Raw genomic sequence first — 24,360 nt, 5'->3', positions numbered from 1 at the left:
TTCGGTAGAGTGGATTGCGTTCTAGTCGACGACTACACGCGCACGCCTCCCCGGGCCCCGAAGGCCGTGGTGGTTTTGGTCATGCGTTTGGTGGTCGCGAACATGGCGGCGACTTATGCGGGAGAGTTGTCCCAAAACTTGATGTTGAAGAGCCACGGATGGCTTGAAGCATTCGAGATCGGACATTCTCAAGTCGCCTTCAGCATTGTCTGAACCCGGCCACCTTCTTTAAGGGACAACAAGTTCTGTTCAGGTCTATCGTAGCCTAACTGGATCAACATCTGCGGCGGCGCAACCGCAAGAAGACTGTCAGATCGAACCTCGATCCTGCTTGCATTTAAGTTCTTCGGGGCTGTTTGTGCTGGCAAGGCGAACATAACTGCGTGAGTAATGCTCGATGTGAGTTGCCGATTGATAGTTTCGAGCCACCAAACCGAGCATGTAAAACGGCCAGCGACACCCCTGAATACAAGCAGTAACCAGACACCCAGCGAAGACGGGCCGCAGGGCGTCGCATCACTCGTTGTGGGCTAGGTTTTCCTTGTGACCTGCGTGTCGCAATCGCCCAAATGATCCTAGACGTTCTGCCGGTCGCGAGCGCTTCGAAGGCGCTTAGATAGCCCCGATCGTGCACCTCCGATTAACGTCTCTCTTCATGTCTCCTCCTGCGGCTGCACTTTGGGAGCTCCAGGAGACTTTTCCTGCGAAATCGAACAAGACCCGCTGCAACAAACCTTCTCGCCCCTGTAGTTGGCCAAGGTCTGGAGCAACTGCGGCATATAATACTTTTTCGCACCTTCCCTCATATCGTCCGGCATTGCTTTCGGATGGTCTAGCCATGTCATTGCCCGCTCGATCAGCTCGATCGCGCGTTGGTTGTCACCACTCTCGTAGTAATACTGAGCGACCACCCTATAAGAAGAGAAGTTGAGGCCGCCGCTGGCTTGCGCTGAATTAAGGATATGTTCCGACACATCCCTGCCGATCGCGAAGCGTTCCGCACGCGGAAGGTGGGCCTTATCGTTCTCCGGATCAAAGAGTTGCGTCATCACGACAATCAGCCCACGCACAGCCTCTGACTGTTTCTCAATCGCATCTCGGACCAGTTGGCGTAAGACCTGGAACCCGGTCGCCGTGTCGCGCATTTTGTGAAGCAACAGATCCGCATGAATCTCGCGGAGATTGAGATTGTCCGGCATCGCGGCAATGCCCTCTTCGATCGCTGATAGCGCTGTCGGCCAATCATTTGCTTCCATCGCCGGTCGAATTGTCCGGCGCATTGACAATTCGCGCGCTAGGCGTTGGTCTTTCGCAATTCGTTTCGCATCAGCGGCTTTAGCTTGATAGCTGCCGCGCCAAGTGCCGTTGATAATTTTCGGCAAGACGTCGTCGATTTGGATCGGATGACCGATAAAGGCAATGTGGCCGTCGCGGTCGACGACGAACGATGTCGGAACCCCAAGAGAAGAGCTGGCATCCATCCAAAGCTTGTTCATTTCGCCTGTACTGTCGAACCCGATTCGATAGTTCAGATTTGAGAATTTTTCAGTCAACCATGCGTCCAACTTGGTGCGAGCCTCATCCGCCGTTGGTGCTTGTTCGCTAGCTGCGACTCCGACGACCTCAAGCCCCTCGTCTTGGTATTTTGCTTGCAGCTCTATCAGATGTGGCATCGCCCTCACACATGGGCCGCACCAACTTGCCCAAAATTCGACAATGTACACTTTCCCTGGCTGGAAGTTCGTGAGGGGCTCGCCACGCAGCCAGTTCTCGACTTTGAGCGAAGGAGCCGGGGACGCCATGCACAGCACCATGATTTTCTCCAAAGTTACTTGCTGCGCGACCTTGTCGCTTCACCTGAGTTAGCAATCACCGTGCCAGGCTGTCCGCGCCCACTGAGTACATGATAAAGCTTTGAAAAACATCCACACGACCAGTAGGGTCCCCTGTATGTAACCTGACATGCTTTGCGTCGGTGTCAGATTTCGGGCACACATCGCGCCCTTCGTGCCGCCAAAACATTGTCATGCGAATGCGCATCCGTGAGCCGCGCTGCGCCAATAGGCGGCGCGTGAGAAACCGGATGATGCCCGCTGACCGACAAATTGCAAGCGTGCGGACGTGGGGTCGCAAAGAACAACAGCGGTCAGCATCGGACACGGCACCAGCTTTCCGAACCGGGCTGCAAAGCTGCCTGTTCGGCGCGGTCCAGATGACCACGGAAGCCGATGACCTCGTGCGCGAGCTGCTCCGTCGGAATCGCAGGCGCGAAAGCCGGTGCGAGCCCTGCTTGAACATAGGAAGCCAAGTCTACCTCGCCAAAGCGGCGCAGTTACTCCCGTCGCCATGTTGATTTCCCCGCATTCCGGTTTCAACCAGTCGCGGGAGATGGTACTGACAGCCTCAGGGCCACCTCCGCACATCCGCTGCACGATTGTGTGGCCAGGACAACTTGCGAGCGACGTCCTTCGCATTGGTGTCGGCAATACCGCTGGGGCAAAGGCGTGGCATCTTGCGATGGCGCGGCGCGATCCGTCGCTGCCTGCGGCCATCAAGGATCGGATGGGTGGCGATCAGGGTGCCGTCTTCGAAGATCTGCATCTCGTTGGCGAGCGTGTGCACCTCGACGATCCGCTTCCGGGTGGCGTCGGGAACGCTATAGAGATTGCCGCCGACGCTCACCATCCCTTCATGGGAGACCCGCCGCTCCAATTTGAGCACCGAGCGGAATGATGCCAGCGGCAAGGGGCCTAGGTGTGGCTTCTCCGTCGCAAAGGCTTCGTTGACTACGCATTGGGTGGTGGCGTGCACGCGCGGATTAGCGACCGTATCGAGCCAATGCCGCAGCTAGGCGTTCAGATCGTCGAGATTGCGGAACGAGCGGGCGAGGAAGAAGTCCTCGCGGATATACCGGAACGGCCGCTCGACCTTGCCTTTGGTCTTGGCCCGGTAAGGGCGGCAGGCCCTGGGCTGGAAGCCGTAATGCCGGGCAAAATCGATGAGCGCGCGATTGTAGACAATGCTGCCACCTCCTTCGCCGATCACCGCCGTCTTCATGCGGTCGTAGAGGATCTCCTTGGGAACGCCGCGCCTCAAAGGCTGCCATGTGACAGCGCAGGACCGTCTGCATGCCCTGGTGGAGGACGAACCGGGCCCAGATCAACCGGCTATGTCCGAGCACGAAGGAGAACAACCACACGATCCGCGTCACCGAGGGCTCGTCGGTAAAGACGACCTGGAAGTGAGCAAAGTCGACCTGAGCCTGGTCTCCTGGCGGCGTCTCGAAGCGAACCTCGAATACCGGCAATGGCGTTGGCTGCAGTTCACGAAGCAAATCCGTGACGGCGGTATAACGCCGGCGTAACCGCGCTCGCGCAGCTCCCGCCACAGTCGCTGGCCGGTCAGGCCGGGGTAGGCCGTGACGCGCTCTCGCAATACGGCACGAACGGTTCAATCAGTCGCGAACGCGGCTTGCGAGGTCCGTACACTGGAGGCTCCAGGCCGCGGGCGATCGTTCGGCGAACCGTCTTCCGGTCGAGGCCCAATTCGCGGGCGATCACCGGTGATCCGGCCATCGACCCCGACGGAGCGGCATCGTCTCGCATAACGACGATGCTCATGCTGCCTTCGTGTTTAGGGAACACACTCGGCCTCCGCGAACATCCACCTTTCGAGGCTCATTCCCGCACCCCGCATGGCTCCTACATTTCAGACCCCGCGTTGCCGCGACGCCCGCAAGACTCGGTCCCGGCCTGCCTGCTTCGGTCTTGGCCGGATGGGACTTCCACCCACAAGCATTCATTAGCTTGGCATGATGTACTCCCCGGTGGTGGTGTAGCTCGGTAGAGCAAAGCCGCCCGGACGCGCGCCCCCAATAGCGCCGTAGCGGGCGGGCGGCTTTGCGGTGGTCACCGGCAGTTCTCCGGTAGGACCGGGTTGCGACACCCCAACCGAGGAACCAGTCCCGGACTTGATCCGGGATGACCGATGATATGATGAACCTGCGCACGCTCGTGGAGAAGACCCCTGATGCCGATCTGTTGCGTGAGATGATCGGCTTTGCGGCCCAGCGCCTGATGGAGCTGGAAGTCGAAAGCCAGACCGGGGCAGCTTACGGCGAGAAGAGCCCCGAGCCCCTGGCCCAGCGCAACGGTTACCGCGACCGGATTTGGGAAACCCGCGCCGGCGCGGTCGAACTGCGCATTCCCAAGCTGCGCAAGGGCTCCTACTTCCCGGGCTTCCTGGAGCCGCGCCGCGTGGCCGAGAAGGCGCTCACCGCCGTGGTGCAGGAGGCTTATGTGCAGGGCGTCTCGACCCGTTCGGTGGACGATTTGGTGCAGGCCATGGGCATGACCGGCATCTCCAAGAGCCAGGTGAGCCCGGCTCTGTGGCGAGATCGACGACAAAGTGAAGGCCTTCCGCGCCCGCCCGATCGAGGGCGACTGGCCGTATCTGTGGATCGACGCCACCTCTGTGAAGGTGCGGCAGAATGGCCGCATTGTGTCTGTCGCGGTGATTGTCGCAGTCGGCGTCAACGGCGACGGCCGGCGCGAGGTGCTCGGCATGGACATCGGGCCGTCCGAGGCCGCGACGTTCTGGACGGCGTTCCTGCGCAAGCTCGGCCGCCGCGGCCTGCGCGGCGTCAAGCTCGTCGTGTCCGATGCCCACGAGGGTATCAAGGCCAGCATGGCCAAGGTGCTCAACGCCAGCTGGCAGCGCTGCCGCGTCCACTTCATGCGCAACGCATTGGCGCATGCCGGCAACGGCGGGCGGCGCGTCGTCTCAGCCTTCATCGCCACTGCGTTTGCCCAGGACGATGCCGAGGCCGCAACTGCGCAATGGCGCAAGCTCGCCGATCAACTCCGCCCCAAGCGGCCAAAGCTTGCCGGCTTCCTCGACGAGGCTGAGACCGATGTGCTTGCCTACATGACGTTCCCGCCGCAGCATCGGACCAAGCTGCACTCCACGGATGAGATGGACAAGCGATTTTTTCCTGCCGAGCCGAGGATTGCGAAAATCCTGCAAGTCCATTCTTTTGTTCGGCCGCGCGGCGGGTCATTCTTCCGTCCCGGCCACCGATCTCGCAGCCGGCGCGCGCAGGGGCGGTCAAGGCTGGCCGCATTTGCGGCCACCGCAAGGCTTGGCCTTGACCGGCCCGAGCACGGTGGCAGGCTGCGTGGAACGGGACTGGCCAGCTCGGCTGGAAGTTGCTGTCAGCCGCGATTATGTTTGTGGGGCGCGGGCGACCTCGTGGCGAAGCGTGACGTGTCGGCTGCAAGCGTCACCGGACTGCCTATTTTGTCTTGCCGAACTGAGGCGCCCGCGCCCCGGCCTTTGGCCGCCCGCGGTTTCCATTGCGACACGAATCGCTCGTAGCTTTGCTCCGCCTGGGCGGCAATCAACATCTCTTGGTCGCGCAGCGCCTTGATGTTGTAGGCATAGGCTGGTCCACGCCGGCTGCCTTTCTGTTGCGGATGTCCGGCCTGAAGTAGCATCGCGCGGGTCTTGTTGGCGACCAGCGCTGGGCGCGCCCACAGGTAATCTTCGCCCCTCGTCAACAAATGCCAGCAGAGCACAGCGAGTTTGCGAGCCACGGCCACCGCGGCGATCTGATGGCCGCGCCGCGCGCGAATGCGCACGAAAAACGCATGCAGTGGACCGGCCGCCTTGGCCGCTGCCCAGGCCGCCTCGACCAGCATGGCGCGCGCGTGACTGCGGCCGATCTTGCTGCTGCGGCCGTGGTGGGCCGCTCCCAGTCCCGACTGCCGCACCCGCGGGTTCAGCCCGAAATAGCTCACCAGCTTCTGCGGGCTGTCGAACCGGCTGATGTCGCCGATCGCCGCCATGATGCCGGCGGCGACCGCCAGATTGACGCCGGTGATCGTCATCAATCGGTTGACCGCGGAATCCTCGATTGCGTCCTGCGCGATCTCGCGGTCGAGCAGGGCCAGGTCTTCCGCCAGCCGGTCGAACTCACGGACGTGCCGATCGATGGCCGCGCGCTCATCGTCCGGCAGCTGTTGAGTAGCCAACTACGCCCGGCCGCGGGCGTTGAAAAGATCGGCATGCGGGCACTTCCGGATCAGGTGTGCGTGCAGGATCGAATGCACCTCGTTCTTGAGCCGCGTACGATGTCGAACGACCTGGTAGCGCCGCGCCACCAGTCTGCGCTTGCGTTCGGTCTCCGCGTCAGGCGTCCAGATCTGCGGCAGGTATCCCGCCGCCTGCAGACTGGCGAGCGTGCCGGCATCGATCTTATCGGTCTTGACGTGAGCCTGGGCGATCGCCTTCACTTGCAATGGATTGGCGATAATCACCCGCGCCGCGAACGGTGCCAGAACCCGCGATACCGCCATGCTGTTGCCGGTCGCTTCGACCACCACCTCATCACTGGCCAGCAGGGTCTTGCTAAATCCCTCCAACGCAGTCCGCGTCATATCAATGCGGCCCGCATGTCGGAGCCTGCCATCCTCCCAAATCACCACCTCCCCGAAAGTTCGGTGGACGTCGATGCCAATCACCCGTCGCATTCGCACCTCCTGCCAATCAGACCACATGACGGGAGCTACGGGCGACACGACAACTACGGATTCGCGCTCTCAGCGCAACCGGGCGAGTCGCAGAGGCGGCCAGCTACTAACTCGAGCTCGCGGCTCATCGTATGCATCGGCCTGCCCGCACCTTCGTGCTCCCGGTGCCTCTGTCCCGATGGTCGCACCATACGCCACGGTGTAGAATACCGCAGCCGAACGTTGGCACCGAGAGATCTCATACCGGTTACCAATCCCATTGAACGCCTCAACGGCGAGATCAAGCGGCGCACCGAGGTGGTCGGCATCTTCCCCAACGAGGATGCCATCGTCCGCCTCATCGGCGCGATCCTGCTCGAACAGAACGATGAGTGGGCGGTCCAGCGCGCCCCGCTGCATGACACTGGAAACCATCGCGCCGTTGAGCGATGATCCGACCGTCAGCCTTCCGGCTATCGCCAGCTGACCTGCCCGGCTCCGGCCGGTGAACCCGGTGCCCCGCCGCCAGCTACACCACGCCACGGGACACGATCGAACGCACGACTTTCAGGGTCTCGAATCTGCTGTTTCGTGCACTGCGCTCGGGAGCCACAACGTGTCGGATGGAAGCACGTCGACGCCGCTCATTTCCAGACGACTACAACCGGCAAACCGTCGATCTGGTCGCATCGAGCGGCCGCTCGATCGCATCGGAGGAGGGAACTTGGCCTGCGCGATTCCGCGCTACGGCGCTGGGTGGAACGACGTGGGCCGGGCTGGAGCTGACCGCGGCGGCGCGGTGCCCCACAACGCAGGCGACGCTGCCGTCGACAGACCACGCAGCGGAGATTGCTTGTTTGCAGCGAGAGACCGAGCGGTTGCGCATGGAGCGCGACATTTTAACAGGTCAATGTGCTGGGCGCCGAGCGTCGACGGCGATGAAGTTACGATGAGAAGGCTCGCCTTGTCGAAGAGACCTTGCAGGCTGGCCAGACGGTCTGCGGCATCGCGCGCTGGCACGGGTGGCTCACAGCCTGTTGTTCACTTGAAGCCGACAAGCGCGCCAGGGTCGGCTGGACGGCGATTCCGTGCCAGCTCTCGTTCCCTTCGAGATCACGCCGGTGGCGGCTCCGATCTCGATCGACGCGCCACAATCGGCCTCTTCCCTGCCTGCGCAGCGTGCAAGAGCTGGAATCATCGAGATCGAGCTTGGCGGCGGCTGTCGCGTCGCGTTGCCCGTGACGGGGACGTTGAGGCGCTGTAGTGAGTTCTTGAGCTGCTGCGGCGACGATGATCCAGATTCCGAGCCGCGTCAGGGTTTGGATCGCCACTAGCCACACCGACATGCGTCCCAGCATGCGAAGTCTGACTCTTACAGTTCAGGAGAATCTAAGCGCGATCCGCACGCTGGCGATCTCAACATCTTCCGGGAACGCCGCGGCGATCTGGTCAAGATCCTCTAGCATGACGCAATAGGCATATCGCGGCAAGTTCATCTGGCCCTCCGCGTCGGCCGGCGCGGTATCGATCTCAGCGGCGGTCTCCTGTAATCCGCGAGCTCGCGACTTCGCGCACGAGACTATGCGGGTCATCGACGAGGCTAAGGATCTCAGTCACTGGCGCACGGCTTGCGACCTCGTAGCGGATGCGCCAGTCAGGATCGTGCCGCAGCAGCGGCACAAGCTGCACAGATAGTCGTCGGGCGATCTCCAGTCTTACCGACGCCTCACGATCGTCGATCATGCGGAGCAACCATTCATTTGGAATGCGCTGTGCCACAACACGGCGGACCTCGGCTTCCTCGTCGTCCACCATTCGGCGGAGCAGCATAGGCTCGATCCGGCTCGCGACGACAAGGCGAACATAGTAATATTCGTCTGAGGCCATGGGTAGCAATTCTTCACCGTCGAACAGGGTCGCGACCCGCTTCCTCAGCTCGGGATGCGGATGCTTCCGCAATTGCAACGCGTAGCGTCTAGGCAGGCGAACCATCGCATTCCATTGCACTTTTTCATTGGGATCATCGATCAGCCGCAGCAGCAGAAAGACATTGGCAGACTTCGCCGCGATTGCCCTTACCTCAGAATGCGGATGGCTGAGATAGCCGTCGGCGAGATCCGGATTCCATTCGAAGAACCTCTCGATGCTGGGGGGACAACGGTCGTTGACGCAGGCGTGCTTGAGTCGACACCCGCCGGTTTCGCTCAGTGGGAGATGCTCGCACGATGCGCAGTCAAGCCGGTTGCCTTCCCAGTCAAGAGCCTCGTCAATATTATCAACCATAGTCCTGCCCACTTAGGTCAGGCACGCGCAGCAACGACTTGGGTCCAAATTTTGTCGCAGGTAGCGAGCTCCAGAAGTTTTCCGAGCGCCAGCCCCGCGCCTGCATCTGAATGGTCTGATCGTAGAAGCCGACCGTCCCGTCGATAGAGCCGCCGACCAGCCCCCGCAGAGTCTTTGAGCCACCGGCTTGGAAGTTCTCAACGATAACGTTGAGACCATCGTCCCTAAAGGACCCAAGCTTCACGCCAAGCTCGACAGGCATATACTGAGCATCCGGGACTCCACCTCGATCGCTAATTGGGCCACCTCGGGCTCGGCGGCATGCTCCGAAATGACCGGCAAGCGGTAGCGCTATGACCAGCATCAGTCGTGTCAAAACGTGCATCCGAGCTTCCGTGACTGTTCAGAGAGCGTTACGAACAGGCTTCATGGGCAGGCGCGGGCCGCCAGACCAGGAGCCGCTTTCCGCGCGGTCCACGATGGCGTCGAGGACAACAACAAAGGCGGAAAGGACGATGATTCCTGCGAACACTCCGGTCGCATCGAGGATACCCTCGGCCTGCGCAGTCAGATGCCCCAATTCTGCGGACGAGCCGGAGATACTCGGCAACCACCGCTCCATGACGGCCATGCCGACGGACACCCGCAGGCCCGACAGAATCCATGTGGTTGCGGACGGCAGGTGCACGTGGCGCAGCAGGGAGGACTTCGATGCGCGCAGCAGGCGTTCATTCGCTAGCACGACCGGACTAACCTCGCGCACGCCCTGAAACGTGTTGAAGAATGCTACGAAAAGAACCAGCGTCGCGCCGAGCGCGACTTTGGAGGTGAGCCCCAATCCGAACCATATGACGAAAATGCGTCCGAGCACAATCCGCGGATCTCATACGAGGACAGCCTGGCTAAAATGGAGCCGGTGAAAACCCGCCGGCTGGGCTTCGATATTGAAGATCGCGCCGTACAGGTCGTTCGGCTCGATGCCAGATCTCCCGAGCTACCTTTGTCTCTGACAAACCAACCCTGTTCGTAGCGAAGAAAGTCGGTTTAAGCAGCTGGCACGTGGGTCTGACAGTTTGTCGGGCAGACCCGGGCGCAGGCGCTGCAGCCGATGCAGGCCCCCTCGTCCTTCATCACCATGACCTTCTTTTCGATCTCATCGTCATCCTCATCGAGATCGATCATCTCGCCGTCCTCGCTCAGGCCCTTCAGCGTCATGACCTCACGGCCGCAAACCTTATAGCAGCGGCCGCAGCCGATGCACTTCTTGGGATCGATAGAAACCAGGTAGTCCGGCCTCCAATTGCGACCATCGCGGGTTCTGCATGACATGGCTTAAGATCCGTTATGTTTTGTCCAGCGCCTGGAGATATTGGCGCTTGCTTTCGAGCTCGCTGAAGGCAGCGTGGGCTTTCTGGGCTACGTTCAGGATCGAGGACCAGTTGACCGGCAGCTCCTCGGAGAGGTCGTGGAGATCCATCTTGGCTTGGGTCGCCTTGGCCGACAGCTTCTTTATTTCCGCTTTGAGGCTTTCAACATCGCTCATGCTCGCCTCAATAATTCGCCACTTCCGGGAACTTACGGATCATCTCGACGCCACTGTTGACGAATTTGTCGCCTTGATCGGCGAGATCATAGAGATGGTCGAAACCAAAGCGATGCACATCGCGCAGCTGCTTGCTCACGACAACCAGCCGGCCGCCGATCAGCACGATCCGACCGAACCCTTCGTGATGCATCTTCAGCATTGGCGAGATCATTACACCGGTCGCCTTCTCGATCGAGAGCGCAACGGCGTCAAAGAACAGCTCCAGCCGCCATGTCGTGTCGGAGTCGGGATTGCCGACGATCGGCAGCGCACGGCGCTTGCGCTTGTCGAGAACGTAGGGTTCGAGCAGCTCGAGATCCTTCTTGCCCTCCCAGGCGCCGTGGGTGTCCTGGGCGCGCCAGATCTTGATGAGCTCTTTTAGAAATGAACTCTCCGCGGCGGCGGCTGGACTGACTTCAGACGGGTCGGCCATCTTTGTTCCTTCAGGCTTCGAAATCCACCGTACGTTCCGGGTTTTTGCTGAGCAGCTTCCGCAGCCAGGGCGGCGGCGAGCCCTTCAGCACGGTTTCGAGTTTGACGCAAAGGTCGTCGATGGGCTCTGGTTGCAGCACCTTCATCGGATGGACCTTGCTCGCGACGACTCGCGCAGCACCCGAGCCGCCGATCGCCGCAACATAGAGGATTGCGCAGTTCCTGATCGCCTCGATCTTCGGCGCGAGCTTATCCTCATTACCGTCTTCCGTGAGGTCACCGTCGAACTGGATCGCCTCAATAAACTGATGCCCGTCCGGGCCGACCTCGTAGATCGCGATGTTCTTGGCCCAGCCGAAGTGCGCATCGACATGCTTCAAGTCCTGAGTGGCGAATGCAACTTTCATCCGTGTTGTTTTCTCTCCTTGCTCAATGCAACTGTGGCGGATCGACCTGCAGGTCACCGCTGGTGGATCGCCAGGTGTCGGGCGTCGGCCCATGGTTGGTTTCGCGGTCGGTGATGATCAGATTGGCGATGTCAAAGATCAGATCTCGCGTGCCGCGATAGCCAACCGTCGTGAGGTGCGCAGCGCCAAGCCGATCGAACAGCGGAAAGCCCACCCGGAAGAACGGAACATTGAGTCGCGAAGCGGCCTGGCGACCATGTGAATGCGACATCAAGAGGTCGCAGTCACGCGACCTGGCAAGCTCTTCAAGATCCTCCAGATCGCCGATCAGGACGTCCTCGCTCCTGACCCGCTGGAGCACCGGTGAGTTCGTCGTCGTCACCGCAGCCGTTACCTGCGCCCCCATCTCGTGGAGGAAGCTGGAGAGATCGAATAACAAGTCCGGCTCGGCGCCGATCGCGAGCTTGCGGGCGCCGATATGGAAATGGGCATCCAGCATGGCGTCTGCCAGCTGTCCACGCTGCCGGCGATATTTCGAGGGCACCGACCGGCCGCTGATCTGGCTCAGGAACGCGATGAATTCGTCGTTTGGAATAAGACCGCAGAGCCGCTCGAACAGACGGAAAGGCGTGCCTGTCTGCGCCTGCATGGTCTCGGCCGCACGGCGCATTTGCGCGCCGATCGCGATCGTCCAGGCCGCCTGCCCCATGGTCGCGATCTCGTCCACCGCAATGCCGCCGATCGTGGTCGGCGTGAATTCGTCGGGGATGTGGCCGTCCAGCGAACCGGCAAGATCCGGCAGGAAGGAGGGCTTGAGCCCAAAATCCTCAATGATCGTGCGAAGCTCGTCGAGGTCGCCGGGCGTGAGGTGGCAACCAGGTAGCACGTTAACGCGGGAGGCATCGCGCGGTCTCGCTGCGTCGACGGGAGCCACAAGCACCTCGATCATCCGCGCCACTGTCTTGCCCCAGCCATCCTGAAAGGCATCCTTGAAATCCGGGGTCGAGACGTAGACAAGGGGGAGCTTTTCGAGCTGCGGATGCTTCTGTCGGATCAACCGGATGAAGGCTTCGACGTCATCGCCGTTGGTCTCGGTGACGCCAGTCGAATTGATGCCGATGATCTCGGGCTCGACGCGATTGTAGATGTTGAGGATCGCCTGTTCGAGGTTCTCGTGGCCGCCGAGCACGGTGGCAACTTCGCTCATGGCAGTGGTCTGCATCGGCACAGGTTCGTTGAAATGGCGCACGAAGAGTGTCAGCCCGAAGGAGGTGCAACCTTGCGGGCCGTGCAAAAGCGGCATGGCGCCGCGCAGGCCCATGAAGGCAAATGAGCCGCCGATCGGCTGGCTCATCTTGAGCGGATTGACCGAACAGGCTTTCTTCGAGGTAGTGACGATCGCCATGTCGTTCCCCTACTCCGCCGCCTGCAGTGCCGGGGGCTGGAGATCGGAACGAATGTCCTTACAAGCAACGCACAGTCCGCTGGAATTGGTGCACGGCTTGGCGGGCTCGTCGAGGTTCGGGCCATGCGCCGCAATCGCGCTTTCACAATTGCTGGCCTCACTTTGATTGGAGAAACTTATCGCATTGACGCCGTTCTTGCTCACGTCCCGAATTGGATCAGCGGTTTGCGCATGCATCTGCGCAACCGTCCTTGCCTGACGCTTCCGGTCGAACTCATCCCATGGCGCGGCTTGGCGGAGCTGATCCCATATCGGATTGTAGAGCGCTTTCTCGATCTCCTCCATGAGCTTGATAATGCCGACATAGCCCATATAGGCGTGGCAGCGCTCCTGGTTGATATCGAGCCATGGCATCGCCGCCTTTAGTGCGACGAATTGCGACTTGCCGCCGGAGAGCATGATGTCGGCTTTTGCGTCCTTGAGCATCTTATAGATCTCGCGAGGGGACATGTCCTCGATCATATGGGCGTGCTGGCCCATTAATTCCTTGATACGTTCCTTGTCCTTCTTGGTGGATTTCTTCACGGACGTGCCGACCATCTCGAGCCCGGCCTCCTGCAAAGCGGCCACCATCGACCAGGATTTCACACCGCCGGTGATGAGAACAACCCTCTTGCCGGCAAAGCGCGGCTTGAAACGTTCAATCGCAGCCCAGGCCTTGGTCTCTTCGCGTGCGATCAGGGCTTGCGTGCGTTCCATCAGCTCAGCCGGCGCGCCACTTTCGATCAGCATGCGCGCGATCTGGCGGAGTGAATCGCTGGTATCCTCAATACCGTAGAAGGAGCCTTCAAAAAACGGGATGCCGTAGCGCTGCCTCATCTTGCGTGCGACGTTGATCATTGCCCTTGAGCAAACCATCATCGCGGCTTTGGCCCGGTGCGAATAAGCGACCTCGCGATACTTGCCGTCCCCCGAGATGCAGGACAGGATCCGGATTCCGAGCTCATCGAGCAGGGGCTTGATCTGCCAAAGCTCGCCGGACAGATTGTATTCACCGATGATGTTGATATCATACGATGTCGTGTAATCCGGCTCTCCGGTACCGATGACGTGCTCCAGCAGTGCTTCGCCAGCAAGCTTGTTACCAAGGTTCTTCGACCCGACAAATCCCGGTGAATTGATGGGAATGACCGGCTTGCCGAATTTGGCGGAGGCCGCCTTGCAGACCATATCGATGTCGTCACCGATCATTGCGGGCACGCATGTCTGGTAGACGAAGATGGCCTGCGGGTTGTATTTCTCTGTGATCTCCTTCACTGCCCTGTACAGCCGCTTCTCGCCGCCGAAGACGATATCGGTCTCGCTCATATCTGTGGTGAAGCTTCTGCGCCACAGATCGGAGCCGGACGAGACCGAACCACGATTGTCCCAGGAATTGCCCTCACAGGCGATTGGACCATGCACAAGATGGGCGACATCGGTGAAGGGCTGCAGCGCGACTTTGGCGCCATCGAAGGCACATCCGCCGGCGGCGCCGCCCGGCTTGAGCTGCTTGGTGCAACCATTCTTACGCTCGACCTTCGACTTGCTCGCGTTCCTGGCGCAGCCCGGTTCGTTAAAGACGTCCTGTATGGTCGTGAGAAGCGAAGTCATGGTGTCTCTCTCGGGGATGTTAACACACCGCAGACCACAAGGATGACCGGCGGAGAACCTGTGATCCCCGCCGCAGCGCCGCTGTTTCTGCGGACGATGAGGCGGGGAGCTCGCCTTAGCGTATGATGTCGAAGCTGTAGTCTGTCTTGCCAACCGAGCTGGTCTTTCGATCGATCTCATCAAAGATCTTGTCGAGAATCTTGACCAGCACATTCATGCTCCCCTGATAGCCCCACACTGGATAACGATGGTGATGATGGCGATCGAAGATGGGAAAGCCGATGCGGATTAGCGGCGTTCCGGTGTCACGCTCGAGATACTTGCCGTAGGTGTTACCGATCAGGAAATCGACCGGCTCTGTGAACAGGAGCGATCGCATGTGCCAGAGATCCTTGCCTGGGAAGGCGCGGCAGTTTTTACCGAAGGGCGAGCTCGCGAACAGCGCCTGCATCTTCAGCTCCCACGCCTTACTCGCGTTCGTCGACAGCACGTGGGTCGGCTCAGCGCCGAGCTCCAGCAGGAATGCGGCCAAACCATAGCAGAGGTCTGGATCGCCGTAGATCGCGAACTTCTTGCCGTGAACATGCGCGCTGGAATCAGCCATTGCGTCTACCAGACGCCCGCGCTCCTGCTCCAGCGCATTTGGAATTGCCTTGTTGGTGATACGCGACAGTGTCATCAGGAAATCGTCCGTGGCGCTGATGCCCAGCGGGTGATTGAAAGCGACGACCTCCTGATCGTGCCCTTTGATGAAGGACAACGTCTTCTCCGTGCAATATTGCTGCATGGAAATGGTTGCCTTGGCGTGGACGGCGTTCGCGGCATCCTTTAATGTAGTGCCCCCATCATACATGCGGAACTCGCCGTCCGTGGGGGTATCGAACACGTCACTGTTATCCGCGAGGATGGTGTAGCCGATGCCCATCAGCTCGAAGATACGCTTTATCTCACGGACATTCCCGACAGTGTAGCCGTCGAAGCCACCGATGAAGTTGATCGTGTTGTTCGCTTTGCGCTCGAGTTTTGGGGCCGTGCCGGCTTTGCCATCCCAGAAATGCTCGAGGATGCCCTTGAGCGTGTTGTCGTAGCCAGTAACGTGGCTGCCGACGAACGCAGGAGTGTGAGCGAATGGTACGTCGTAGTCCGCTGGGACTGAACCTTTTTCCTTTGATGTTTTGATGAAGGCATTGAGATCGTCGCCGATGACTTCCGCCATGCAGGTCGTGGCGACCGCGATCATCTTCGGCTTGTACATGTTATAGCTGTTGGCAAGCCCATCGGTAAGATTGTTAAGCCCGCCGAACACGGCCGCGTCTTCCGTCATGGACGAGGAGACGCACGAGGTCGGCTCCTTGAAGTGCCGTGACAGATGGCTGCGATAATACGCGACGCAGCCCTGTGAGCCGTGGACGAACGGCAGTGTGCGCTCGAACCCGAGGGCGGCGAACACCGCACCCAGCGGCTGGCAAGCCTTCGCCGGATTAACGGTTAGCGCCTCGCGGGCGAAGTTCTTCTCGCGGTACTCGGATGTCTTGGACCATTCTTTGATGCGATCGACGTCGGCGGGATCATGCGGATTCTCAAATAGCGCCTTCTTCTTGGCCAGCATCTGCTGGTATTCGTCTCCCCGGAAAAGCTCAGAGTGGTCGAGTATGTGTTCGGCGTTCTGTGTCATCATGGCACTCTTTGGGTTCTTGCGTTCGTTCTCCTGCCCTTCCCCTCCTCTGCGGAAAGAAACGGCCCGGGGTCGGCCTTCCTATTCCGCTGCCATGAGGCTCGGCTGCGGAGCGTCCTTCCAAGGCGCGGTGGTCTTCCCCCAGATCGGGGAGTTAATCGCCATGTCCATGTCGCGGGCGAAGATCGCGAAGCCGTCATAGCCGTGGTAAGGACCCGAGTAGTCCCAGGAATGCATTTGGCGGAACGGCACGCCCATTTTTTGGAAGACGTATTTTTCCTTGATACCGGAGCCGACCAGGTCTGGCCGGATCTTTTCGACGAAGCGCTCGAATTCGTAGCCGGTGACATCGTCGTAGATCAGCGTGCCATCTTTGACGTAGTGCTGGGCGGTGCGTTGGTAGTCATCGTTATGCCCGAACTCATAGCCCGTGCCGACAACATCCATGCCGAGGTCCTCATAGGCGCCGATGACGTGGCGAGGACGTAAGCCGCCGACGAACAGCATTACCGTCTTTCCTTCAAGCCGCGGCCGGTATTTCGCGGTCACAGCATCGACAAGCGGTTGATATTTCGCGATGACGCGTTCGGCGCCTTGCTTGATCTTGTCATCGAAGAAGCTTGCAATTTTTCGCAGCGACTCCGCGATTTTGGAAGGACCGAAGAAGTTGTACTCGCACCAGGGAATCCCGAATTTTTCCTCCATGTGCCGTGAGATGTAGTTCATCGAGCGATAGCAATGCAGTATGTTGAGCTTTGCCTTCGGCGTCGCCTCCAATTCAGCGAGAGATCCATCCCCGGACCACTGGGCGATTACGCGTAGGCCCATTTCTTCCAGCAGGATTCGTGACGACCATGCGTCGCCGCCGATGTTGTAGTCGCCGATGATCGCAACATCATATGGCGTCGGTTCAAATTTAGGGCTGGTCTCTGGGGCGCTCTTGTCAAAGATCCAATCCCGAACGGCGTCGTTCGCGATGTGATGGCCGAGCGATTGCGACACGCCACGGAAGCCCTCGCACCGCACAGGCACAATGGTTTTGCCGCCATATTCCTTCGACTTTTCTCGGGAGACCGCCTCGATATCGTCACCGATCAAGCCAATCGGACATTCGGACTGAATGGTGATGCCCCTGTTGAGAGGAAATAGCTCCTGGAGCTCATCGATGAGTTTCGTGACCTTTTTATCGCCGCCGAACACGATGTCCTTCTCCTGAAAATCGGAGGTGAACTGCAGTGTCACGAACGTGTCGATGCCGGTCGTCCCGACGTAGTAGTTGCGCCGCGAGCCCCACGAGTACTGACCGCAGCCGACCGGACCGTGGCTGATGTGGATCATGTCCTTGATGGGTCCCCAGACCACGCCCTTGGAGCCCGCATAGGCGCAGCCGCGGATGGTCATCACGCCGGGAATGGACTTGATATTCGACTTGACGCCACAATCCGACTTCCCCGCCTCGTGAACACTGAGATGCTTGGCGCGCCTTTTGGCGGTCTTCTCGGGGTAGACCGTCAACACCTCATCGATTAGCTGCTTGTTGCGCGCCTTGATCTCTGCAACGCTTTGGGTAGGTGCTCGGCTCATACAGGTTTCCTTTTCGATTGTGGTCTCAACAAGAAGCGACGCTTTTGCGGTCGACCGACGGATTTCCGATCCGGCGTTCAGGTAAGCGTGCAATCTGCGTGGGCGGTCCTACCGATCGCAACTTCGCGACGTTCATGCCGCAGCGGTCGTTCACGATCATGTAGCTCATCTCGGCTGAGCGGTTAGGAGCGTCATGTGTGACGCTGTCTATCGATGACCAAGACGCTTCTCGGTGAAGTCATGCCTGCTCTCCAGCGGTTGGTCATATCGGCTTCTTTATTCACTCGCGTGCGATCACGGGGCATGTCCCTGTGCATGGGATGCAAAGGACTAACAGCCGCCTCCTGCGCAGGGGTCTGCAACGAGTGTGCCAGCGCCGGTTGAATAAAAAAAGCAACGTTTATAGAGCTAGATAGCTGCCGGATGCGGATTGTTATAAACCTGACCCTGTCTGCCACCAACAAGCGTAGCCGCAACGCCCTGTCTGAAACAAAACAATCGGATACGCTCTGCACCAGCGGCGTGGCTGGAGTCTGGCCGCGCCGACGTCACTCCAATGCGCAGCCTTGCTTCGTACGCGCCGATCCAACGATCGCAAACACCATCCGTTCGAAGCGGATTTCAGCGCGGTTAGATGTGCCCATCGTGCTCGCGATCCCACCCCCAGCAAGAATCGCATCGAGCGCTCCACCACCTGCTGCAGATGTCTCCACAAGAACTCAGTTGCCCAGCAGCAGTCCTCTCCCATTTCCGCATGGTCTCTCGCTCCGACGTTCTTTTATTTGATACTGCGGAGAGGCGCGCTCGGAGGGGCGAACAGCTGACGCCGTGGAGAGCACGTAAGCTGATCAATTCCCAAGCAGCGCGGTAGCTTAAACTCCGCAAGCGGTCACCCTGGGCTTGCCCGGATTTGAACTTGCCGGCTACGACACAGGGCGCTTCCGCATCAAACAATCTGCAGCTTTTGCGTTCGGCGTAGTTCGACAAAGGGGAACATCGGATTCTGACGCGTCAGACAGTTTGAGCGAATTCACGGAAAGGCCGGCAGCTTCGCAAGTGTCGGCAGTCGAGATAAGGCAGGTCGAATGCGGACCACTGGTCGATTTATCCTTTCTCGTTCCAGGACAGGATCGAAATTCCTTACGCTTACCTCCGTTGCGTGGTGTATCAATCGCCATTGAAACCAGTTTTGCTAACGCGCTCCGCCAGCCTTTTTGCAGAACAGCGCGCCGATGGTCCACTTGAACGGTATTTTTCTTGCCCAGGTAATTTATGGTAAAAAGGGCCAAGACCTCGGACCGAAGTGCTCAGGTGCGGATTTCACGCATTGCAACGTTCGTAAATTGGTGCATCACCACTGTTCCGGCGGTAACAGCGCTTGGGTTCATGGGACTTGCGCTCAAGGACATACCCATCACGGCGCTGTCGAATGCAAATCCTGAGATTATCCAGGTTGCCATTCTGAGCGTTTATATTTCGTGCTGGGCTTACGGGACCAGCATCGACACGAAAATCCAGGGTGGAATCTATGCGGACGACCCACAGGGAGGACGTGTCCGGACCGGATCAATTGCTGCTGTCGCCTTTCTCGCGGTTGTTTCAGTCATTTTGCGTCCTGAATGAGATGGAGGAGAAGTTCACGTTAGAACCGGCCATCGGGCGTGAGGGATCCCGAAAGCCCAGGGGTCGGCGCCGGCGTTCTTCAAGATGATCAGCTTCGGCTTCCGTGACGGACCCTGTTCGTCGATGCCGCGCTTCGCGAGGAATATGAACGGCTCCACTTCGAAAATCGACGCCGCCACAGATCGGTTACTTGCCGCATTGAAGCTCGAGGGAGGGACGAAGAAAGTATCGCCCAATCGCTCATCTTGAACATCACCGAGCACCGGCAGTTCGGGATCGGACTCATCGCTGCCATCGTCGCGCTTTCCGCTTTGATCCGCATGTCCGTTGGACTGGTTGGAATGATTCCACTTGGTACCTTCTGCCAACCATCATCGCCTTCTAGGTTCGGCATCACTACGCCTGGGGCCATCCTGAACCTCGTCTTTGGCTTGACCGCGCTCAGCTAAATTGATTCTCCGTGTCAGTGCCGATTGTCCTCGAAATCCGCATTGGACGCCATGTCACGGGATTCGGTACTTGGGCTGGCGAAGACTCCAGCCGGGATCCCGCTCTAACGATGTCTGCCCTCTGGATGGAAGATGCCCGTCATGCAAGCGGAGATCATCTCCTCCGAATCGATCGCTCTGCCTCGCGCGCCTTTCGCTTCTGTAGGGACGAGTTGGCTGCTGCACTAAGCCGCCGCGTCGGTTCACGACCTAGCGTTAGACCCGTTAATCTTCCCTTTTGAGCTTCTCGCGCTCCTGCTGAAGCGCTTCGGTCTCTCGGGCGACCTCGCGTCCTTCGCCCAGTTGTTCCTGGAAACGCTGGCGGGCCTCGGCGAGAACAGCGGGGGCGAAGGATTCAGTCAACCGAATCTCGATTGCAGATTGGGCACTGCAGGGTGAGTTCATGGGCCCTTTTGCCGCCGTCGGGTTAGGTGTCATGAACCCTCCATTTCGGCAGCTCTTAGGCCCGAATAAACGTGATCCGGCCCCCTTCGCCACGCTTCCGATGTGGCTTTATCTTTATTTCGACGTCCTGATCGAACGCCGCCAGCATGCGCAGCAGCTTCTCCACGGAAACCAACTTGAACTGCCCTTGAAGCAGCTTGGAGATGTTGGGCTGCTTCACGCCGACGAGCTTCGCGGCTTCGGTCTGAGTGATCTCCCGCTCCGCCATCAACCGCTTCAGTGTACAATGAGGGCTGCCTTGAGTTGGTACTCGTCCGCGTTCGGGAGGCGGTTGGCGGGCAACTTCTTCCTCGTGCTCATGATCGGGCTGCGTTTGTTCCGTGTTGATAGCTTCCGCGTCGCGCAGGCGCTGCCATGCGAGGCCAGATCGTCCCATATGCGGATCGGCGGCCAAAAGAGCTGCTGATCGGACCGCGTGAAGGTCAATTTGAACGCTCTACGCGCTCGAGTGCCTTCGGAGTCTTGGCTTAACCTGTTGCGGGTGTGCTCGTCTTGGGGGACGGCATATATCGGCCGGGGACCACATATGTGTGTGCTTAAGAGTATGGACAGTATTCGTGTGCACGCGCCTGCGGAATTCAGCGTAAGACACGCGTCACTTCCATAGAAGAGATTCTGGCCAGTCTGTGAACTCCAACTCGAAGCTACGTAGGCCGGTGGGTTTTGTCGTGAATTTAAGAGTCTTCCCTGAAAGGTCGGCCAATGAACCAGATGCGAATGTGAAAACTGTCGTGCCGGAAGTTGCGACCCCAATGCCTTGCTCGCCTTCCATGCTAGAGAAGTCGGTCGCCTCGGAGAGTTGCCCAAGTGCAACTCCCTCCAGCGCGTGGTGAAATTCCATGGAGGCCAAGTATGTCCCTTTGTCAGCAGCCCACTCGCTGACCGACACTGCTGTGATCCCCGCGTCGGTCAAGAGACCACCTTCGATCCGGCAGCCATATTGAACGGTGAGAATAATCCGCTCATTCCGAACTCCGGCCGGCTCTCGATCGGCGGCAGTGATCGTGCACGCGTACCGCCTTGTTTCCGCAACCGCCCCCATGCCTAGCCCGATCCACTCGAGAGCGGAACATAGTACAAAAGCGAGAGCGGGTCTTATCATTCGACTGCACCTGATCTGAAAAATCGTTCCCTGCTCTGTACAATCTGACGCTACGGGCGATTCAAGCTCCTTCGATCGCTCTGCCGGATCAACGTTACTCAGGTGACTGCGGTGTCGCAGAAGCGAGGCGAGCGGTATCCCCCGGCAGTGCCCTTGGATGGGGCCGGAACGATTTCAATGTCGGTGCGCAGCGGGCAGCACGTCGGTGAACCAAGGCTATGGGCCGAGCTTTTCAGGTCGGCGGCGGCCATGAGAGGCGCGACGGCCCGCGGCGCCGGGGCGCTACATTCCTGACCCAGGCGCAGGCGCTCTGTGAGCGGACGCTATTTAACGCGGAATGCTCCCGCGGCACAGGTCCCAAAATTTTGCTTCACAATCTCAATGTAAAAGGAAACGTGGCCGAGACGAGCCGTTCAAAGGCAGACTGCCGCTCAAGCAGACGCTCTTCGAGCATCTTACGCTGGAGATCATCTAGCTCGCTTTGAAGCCTTCTGCGACAACGCCAAATGTCATTCCGTACGGATCTGATCTCATTCAAGCGATCGTCAATCGAAGCCATCACGGATACCGTATCCAACTTGAACCAGCCATGGACAAGTGCTCAATCACGTCCTTCCTCGCTAAGCCGCCGATAGATCTCAGGACTTGGGCCATCTGCGGACATGATGTCACGACCTCCTCCCAGCGTGTCCTCTTGTATCGGCGTCTTTCAACGCAAGAGCACGAAGTAGCGGTTGCTCCTGCAGAAGTTCAGCTTATTCTGCCCTCACCGCGCAGGATTTCAAAAGCTAGCAGCAGCCCGTGAGTGGGCCGACTAGGTAATCCAACCAACACCCGCCGGATCACGGGGTCACACTCTGGGCAGCCGCGCCTTTCAGACTTGAGCACGGCAATTGCCATGCCAGCGAACCTCAGGTGGAATTGAAACAAGCCATGTTCGGTTCGGAGGCTCGTCCTTTACGAACGAGCCGGGCTTCGCGGCGGCGGCGCGCCAGAGCGGCCCGGATATGAGTCGGAGAGGCTTCAGTCGGCAGGGCTCGGCGAAATCGTGAACGATGCGCACCGCCGGGCGCCTCGGCTCAGTGTCTCGGCCAGCTGCGTAGGTCTTGTTACCGCCGTTCCCGCGTGCGGCCGGCAAGCTGGCAAGCGAACTTCACCACAAGCATCTGCGATCACCTCTAGCCGGGCCTGGCGCCTTGTAGCATCTGTGACACTGAATGTAGTGATCAAACCAAGACATCCGCCTTTGTTTGTTCCTCCGGACCCGTTCTACAACTAAATCAGCAACTTGCATCTCGGACGCAACTGGCATCGCAGTTGCTAATTGTCCAACCACACCGTGAGCGCTGAGCGCGGCCAGCGGTGCAAGACGGATACATCAACTTTGCGGGAGCGTATTGGCCACCCAATCGCTCGATGGAGCACCGATGCGGCCACCGGACAGCTTACTGCTTGCGGCACACTTGTTGTTGTCAGATCGACCTTCACGCCGAACGTTGAGGCGCTAGTCTGATCGACCAACAGAAAGGCCGCGATCTAAGCTCAAAGCGAACTCGCGAATCACATAAGCCCCTCAAGCCCGTGCGTGAACGCCGGCGGCGAGCTCCTCAGAGTCGTACATTTTTGATGCAGCCTCGCTTCAGAGGATCCGCTGCATGCTGCGCCGGACCCTCGAGGAGCGCGTGGCATCGCTTTCGACTGTTTCCTTTTCTAACAATCAGAACTAATGAGGCGGTGTATGAACATGTCGATCCCGGAGCTTCGGGTTGTCGCTGAAGCATCTATTTTAGCTATTGGGCTGCTGATGTCGTCAGGAGCTAACGCCGACGATGATCTGATGAGAAACGCCAAGCAGATCTTCCATCCAATCCCCTCGGTCATTCCTGCGGTAAAAAACAATCCGGTGACGCATGGAAAGGTGGAGCTTGGCAAGATGCTGTTCTTCGATCCGCGGCTATCGGCGAGCGGGGTCATTAGCTGCAATACGTGCCACAATCTCGGCACCGGCGGAGTCGATGCCGGTCCGACCTCCGTTGGTCACGGCTGGAAGGTCGGCCTGCGCCGGGCCCCAACTGTCTACAACGCAGTGTTCAATGCGGCGCAATTTTGGGACGGACGCGCCGCGGACCTCAAGGCGCAGGCCACCGGCCCGGTGCAGGCGAGTGCCGAAATGAATGCGACTCCAGATCATGTGCTCGGTATCTTGAACTCAATGCCCGGCTATGTCTTCTTGTTCAAGAACGCTTTTCCGAACGAAGCGAGGCCGGTCACCTTTGAAAATTTTGCGAAGGCGATCGAGGCTTTTGAAGCGACTCTCATTACACCTGCGGCTCCATTCGATCAGTATCTGGAGGGCAATACACATGCCCTCGATGATCAGCAGAAGTCAGGGTTGGCACTGTTTATGGCGAAGGGATGTTCCTCTTGCCACAATGGTATCAATCTCGGTGGACAGGCCTACTTCCCGTTCGGCGTGATGAAAAAGCCGGACGCAAGCGTGCTTCCGGACGCCGATAAGGGCCGGTTTGCGGTCACCAGGGCGGTCGGCGACGAATATGTCTTCCGCGCGGCGCCATTGCGAAACGTCGCGTTGCGAGCCCCTTACTTTCATTCGGGACAGGTTTGGAGCCTGAAGCAAGCTGTTGCCCTGATGAGTGAAATCCAGCTCGGCACCAAGCTTAGCGATAGAGAGGAAAACGACATTATCTCATTTCTGAATTCGCTGACCGGTCGGCTGCCTAAGATCGAATATCCGATACTGCCGACGCGCACCAACACGACACCAAAGCCTTCAATAGACAGATAGCCTTAGCAGCACCGGCCTCATGCCCTGCCGAACAGCAACAGATGCGCTCCAAGAACCCGGGGTCCCGCAATGACGCCAAAATGAATGATCCCCTGCTGTCACTGATAAGCAGGCACATAAAAAGCCGCCCGGCCGCAATGCGAGGCCGGGCGAAAGTCACGCGGGAGCGACGCTGCTTTCCGCATCGTTCCAGCTTTCGTCGGTAGGGAGGACTACCGGCGATCGACTTACGACGAGGGCACTCGCCGTCAAACAACAAGAAGCGGATATCGCTCTGCACAAGTTAGCGAGCCGCTTGCCTTCCGCTCCTGTCGTAAACTTCAGGACTTGCTCACCACTTGCC

The 24,360-nt window shown here is 59.2% G+C and carries 17 protein-coding genes and 6 pseudogenes; 5 read left to right on the top strand and 18 right to left on the bottom strand.

Annotation, left to right across the window (positions count from 1 at the left end):
- Nucleotides 1-213, top strand: a pseudogene (locus tag AC0L23_RS04280) (hypothetical protein); the annotation flags it as partial.
- A 440-nt stretch (nucleotides 214-653) separates the two neighbouring features.
- Here the strand turns inward: AC0L23_RS04280 and AC0L23_RS04275 are convergent.
- Both AC0L23_RS04275 and istA read right to left on the bottom strand, forming a co-directional pair.
- Complete coding sequence (locus AC0L23_RS04275; RefSeq protein WP_219682838.1) at nucleotides 654-1,814, bottom strand: TlpA disulfide reductase family protein; 1,161 nt, start codon at nucleotides 1,812-1,814, stop codon at nucleotides 654-656.
- A gap of 691 nt (nucleotides 1,815-2,505) precedes the next feature.
- A pseudogene (gene istA, locus AC0L23_RS04270) lies at nucleotides 2,506-3,605 on the bottom strand (IS21 family transposase); the annotation flags it as partial.
- A gap of 375 nt (nucleotides 3,606-3,980) precedes the next feature.
- Here istA and AC0L23_RS04265 point away from each other — a divergent pair.
- A pseudogene (locus tag AC0L23_RS04265) lies at nucleotides 3,981-4,983 on the top strand (IS256 family transposase); the annotation flags it as partial.
- Nucleotides 4,984-5,333: 350 nt separating this feature from the next.
- Here AC0L23_RS04265 and AC0L23_RS04260 read toward each other — a convergent pair.
- Nucleotides 5,334-6,512, bottom strand: a pseudogene (locus AC0L23_RS04260) (IS110 family RNA-guided transposase); the annotation flags it as partial.
- 264 nt (nucleotides 6,513-6,776) lie between these two features.
- On the opposite strand from AC0L23_RS04260, the pseudogene AC0L23_RS04255 reads away from it, so the two are divergent.
- Nucleotides 6,777-6,996: pseudogene (locus AC0L23_RS04255) on the top strand (transposase); the annotation flags it as partial.
- Nucleotides 6,997-8,039: 1,043 nt separating this feature from the next.
- On the opposite strand, the gene AC0L23_RS04250 reads toward AC0L23_RS04255, so the two are convergent.
- From AC0L23_RS04250 to nifD, 11 genes and pseudogenes are all read right to left on the bottom strand, one after another.
- Entirely contained in the window at nucleotides 8,040-8,792 is a 753-nt protein-coding gene (locus tag AC0L23_RS04250) for a 4Fe4S-binding leucine-rich repeat protein (protein WP_259217580.1), read from the bottom strand.
- Nucleotides 8,785-9,054, bottom strand: a complete 270-nt coding sequence (locus AC0L23_RS04245) for a type 2 periplasmic-binding domain-containing protein (protein WP_374762365.1) — start codon at nucleotides 9,052-9,054, stop codon at nucleotides 8,785-8,787. The genes AC0L23_RS04250 and AC0L23_RS04245 overlap by 8 nt, the downstream gene beginning before the upstream one ends.
- 151 nt (nucleotides 9,055-9,205) lie before the next feature.
- Nucleotides 9,206-9,672 (bottom strand): annotated as a pseudogene (locus AC0L23_RS04240) (ABC transporter permease); the annotation flags it as partial.
- A gap of 164 nt (nucleotides 9,673-9,836) precedes the next feature.
- Nucleotides 9,837-10,121, bottom strand: coding sequence for a ferredoxin III, nif-specific (fdxB, locus tag AC0L23_RS04235; RefSeq protein ID WP_219682841.1), 285 nt, complete (start codon nucleotides 10,119-10,121; stop codon nucleotides 9,837-9,839).
- Nucleotides 10,122-10,134: 13 nt separating this feature from the next.
- On the bottom strand, nucleotides 10,135-10,335 hold the full coding sequence (locus AC0L23_RS04230; RefSeq protein WP_219682842.1) for a CCE_0567 family metalloprotein: 201 nt from the start codon (nucleotides 10,333-10,335) through the stop codon (nucleotides 10,135-10,137).
- A 7-nt stretch (nucleotides 10,336-10,342) separates the two neighbouring features.
- A complete protein-coding gene (locus AC0L23_RS04225) occupies nucleotides 10,343-10,810 on the bottom strand; it encodes a NifX-associated nitrogen fixation protein (protein ID WP_219682843.1) in 468 nt (155 codons plus the stop codon).
- Between the two features lie 10 nt (nucleotides 10,811-10,820).
- Nucleotides 10,821-11,216, bottom strand: coding sequence for a nitrogen fixation protein NifX (nifX, locus tag AC0L23_RS04220; RefSeq protein WP_219682979.1), 396 nt, complete (start codon nucleotides 11,214-11,216; stop codon nucleotides 10,821-10,823).
- A gap of 22 nt (nucleotides 11,217-11,238) precedes the next feature.
- Entirely contained in the window at nucleotides 11,239-12,621 is a 1,383-nt protein-coding gene (gene nifN / locus AC0L23_RS04215; protein WP_259217586.1) for a nitrogenase iron-molybdenum cofactor biosynthesis protein NifN, read from the bottom strand.
- Nucleotides 12,622-12,630: 9 nt separating this feature from the next.
- Nucleotides 12,631-14,274, bottom strand: a complete 1,644-nt coding sequence (nifE, locus tag AC0L23_RS04210) for a nitrogenase iron-molybdenum cofactor biosynthesis protein NifE (RefSeq protein WP_259217587.1) — start codon at nucleotides 14,272-14,274, stop codon at nucleotides 12,631-12,633.
- Nucleotides 14,275-14,389: 115 nt separating this feature from the next.
- The gene (nifK, locus tag AC0L23_RS04205) at nucleotides 14,390-15,949 is read right to left on the bottom strand and encodes a nitrogenase molybdenum-iron protein subunit beta (protein ID WP_219682981.1); all 1,560 of its coding nucleotides are present in this window, start codon (nucleotides 15,947-15,949) and stop codon (nucleotides 14,390-14,392) included.
- Nucleotides 15,950-16,030: 81 nt separating this feature from the next.
- Entirely contained in the window at nucleotides 16,031-17,533 is a 1,503-nt protein-coding gene (nifD, locus tag AC0L23_RS04200) for a nitrogenase molybdenum-iron protein alpha chain (RefSeq protein ID WP_007600010.1), read from the bottom strand.
- Nucleotides 17,534-18,844: 1,311 nt separating this feature from the next.
- On the opposite strand from nifD, the gene AC0L23_RS04195 reads away from it, so the two are divergent.
- On the top strand, nucleotides 18,845-19,156 hold the full coding sequence (locus AC0L23_RS04195; protein WP_219682845.1) for a hypothetical protein: 312 nt from the start codon (nucleotides 18,845-18,847) through the stop codon (nucleotides 19,154-19,156).
- A gap of 14 nt (nucleotides 19,157-19,170) precedes the next feature.
- Here AC0L23_RS04195 and AC0L23_RS04190 read toward each other — a convergent pair whose 3' ends face one another.
- The 4 genes from AC0L23_RS04190 to AC0L23_RS04175 all read right to left on the bottom strand — a co-directional run bounded on the left by AC0L23_RS04190 (nucleotide 19,171) and on the right by AC0L23_RS04175 (nucleotide 21,151).
- Nucleotides 19,171-19,524, bottom strand: coding sequence for a hypothetical protein (locus tag AC0L23_RS04190; RefSeq protein ID WP_219682846.1), 354 nt, complete (start codon nucleotides 19,522-19,524; stop codon nucleotides 19,171-19,173).
- 345 nt (nucleotides 19,525-19,869) lie between these two features.
- Nucleotides 19,870-20,007 carry a hypothetical protein gene (locus AC0L23_RS04185; protein WP_219682847.1) on the bottom strand — a complete coding sequence of 46 codons (138 nt, stop codon included), beginning with the start codon at nucleotides 20,005-20,007 and terminating at the stop codon, nucleotides 19,870-19,872.
- A gap of 97 nt (nucleotides 20,008-20,104) precedes the next feature.
- On the bottom strand, nucleotides 20,105-20,503 hold the full coding sequence (locus tag AC0L23_RS04180) for a helix-turn-helix domain-containing protein (RefSeq protein ID WP_246648982.1): 399 nt from the start codon (nucleotides 20,501-20,503) through the stop codon (nucleotides 20,105-20,107).
- 201 nt (nucleotides 20,504-20,704) lie between these two features.
- A complete protein-coding gene (locus AC0L23_RS04175) occupies nucleotides 20,705-21,151 on the bottom strand; it encodes a hypothetical protein (RefSeq protein ID WP_157158625.1) in 447 nt (148 codons plus the stop codon).
- Between the two features lie 1,798 nt (nucleotides 21,152-22,949).
- Here AC0L23_RS04175 and AC0L23_RS04170 point away from each other — a divergent pair.
- Nucleotides 22,950-24,017, top strand: coding sequence for a cytochrome-c peroxidase (locus AC0L23_RS04170; RefSeq protein WP_473356766.1), 1,068 nt, complete (start codon nucleotides 22,950-22,952; stop codon nucleotides 24,015-24,017).
- Nucleotides 24,018-24,360: the final 343 nt, after the last annotated feature.

Source organism: Bradyrhizobium sp. MI1.4, assembly GCF_055811315.1.
The sequence above is the reverse complement of the archived record's forward strand: the minus strand, read 5'-3'. Positions and strand labels throughout refer to the sequence as shown.

Bases quoted from the DNA above. Each gene is read 5' to 3' on its own strand.
- AC0L23_RS04275 (WP_219682838.1), bottom strand. From the start codon at position 1,814: ATGGTGCTGTGCATGGCGTCCCCGGCTCCTTCGCTCAAAGTCGAGAAC.
- AC0L23_RS04250 (WP_259217580.1), bottom strand. From the start codon at position 8,792: ATGGTTGATAATATTGACGAGGCTCTTGACTGGGAAGGCAACCGGCTT.
- AC0L23_RS04245 (WP_374762365.1), bottom strand. From the start codon at position 9,054: ATGCCTGTCGAGCTTGGCGTGAAGCTTGGGTCCTTTAGGGACGATGGT.
- fdxB (WP_219682841.1), bottom strand. From the start codon at position 10,121: ATGTCATGCAGAACCCGCGATGGTCGCAATTGGAGGCCGGACTACCTG.
- AC0L23_RS04230 (WP_219682842.1), bottom strand. From the start codon at position 10,335: ATGAGCGATGTTGAAAGCCTCAAAGCGGAAATAAAGAAGCTGTCGGCC.
- AC0L23_RS04225 (WP_219682843.1), bottom strand. From the start codon at position 10,810: ATGGCCGACCCGTCTGAAGTCAGTCCAGCCGCCGCCGCGGAGAGTTCA.
- nifX (WP_219682979.1), bottom strand. From the start codon at position 11,216: ATGAAAGTTGCATTCGCCACTCAGGACTTGAAGCATGTCGATGCGCAC.
- nifN (WP_259217586.1), bottom strand. From the start codon at position 12,621: ATGGCGATCGTCACTACCTCGAAGAAAGCCTGTTCGGTCAATCCGCTC.
- nifE (WP_259217587.1), bottom strand. From the start codon at position 14,274: ATGACTTCGCTTCTCACGACCATACAGGACGTCTTTAACGAACCGGGC.
- nifK (WP_219682981.1), bottom strand. From the start codon at position 15,949: ATGACACAGAACGCCGAACACATACTCGACCACTCTGAGCTTTTCCGG.
- nifD (WP_007600010.1), bottom strand. From the start codon at position 17,533: ATGAGCCGAGCACCTACCCAAAGCGTTGCAGAGATCAAGGCGCGCAAC.
- AC0L23_RS04175 (WP_157158625.1), bottom strand. From the start codon at position 21,151: ATGGGGGCGGTTGCGGAAACAAGGCGGTACGCGTGCACGATCACTGCC.
- AC0L23_RS04170 (WP_473356766.1), top strand. From the start codon at position 22,950: ATGAACATGTCGATCCCGGAGCTTCGGGTTGTCGCTGAAGCATCTATT.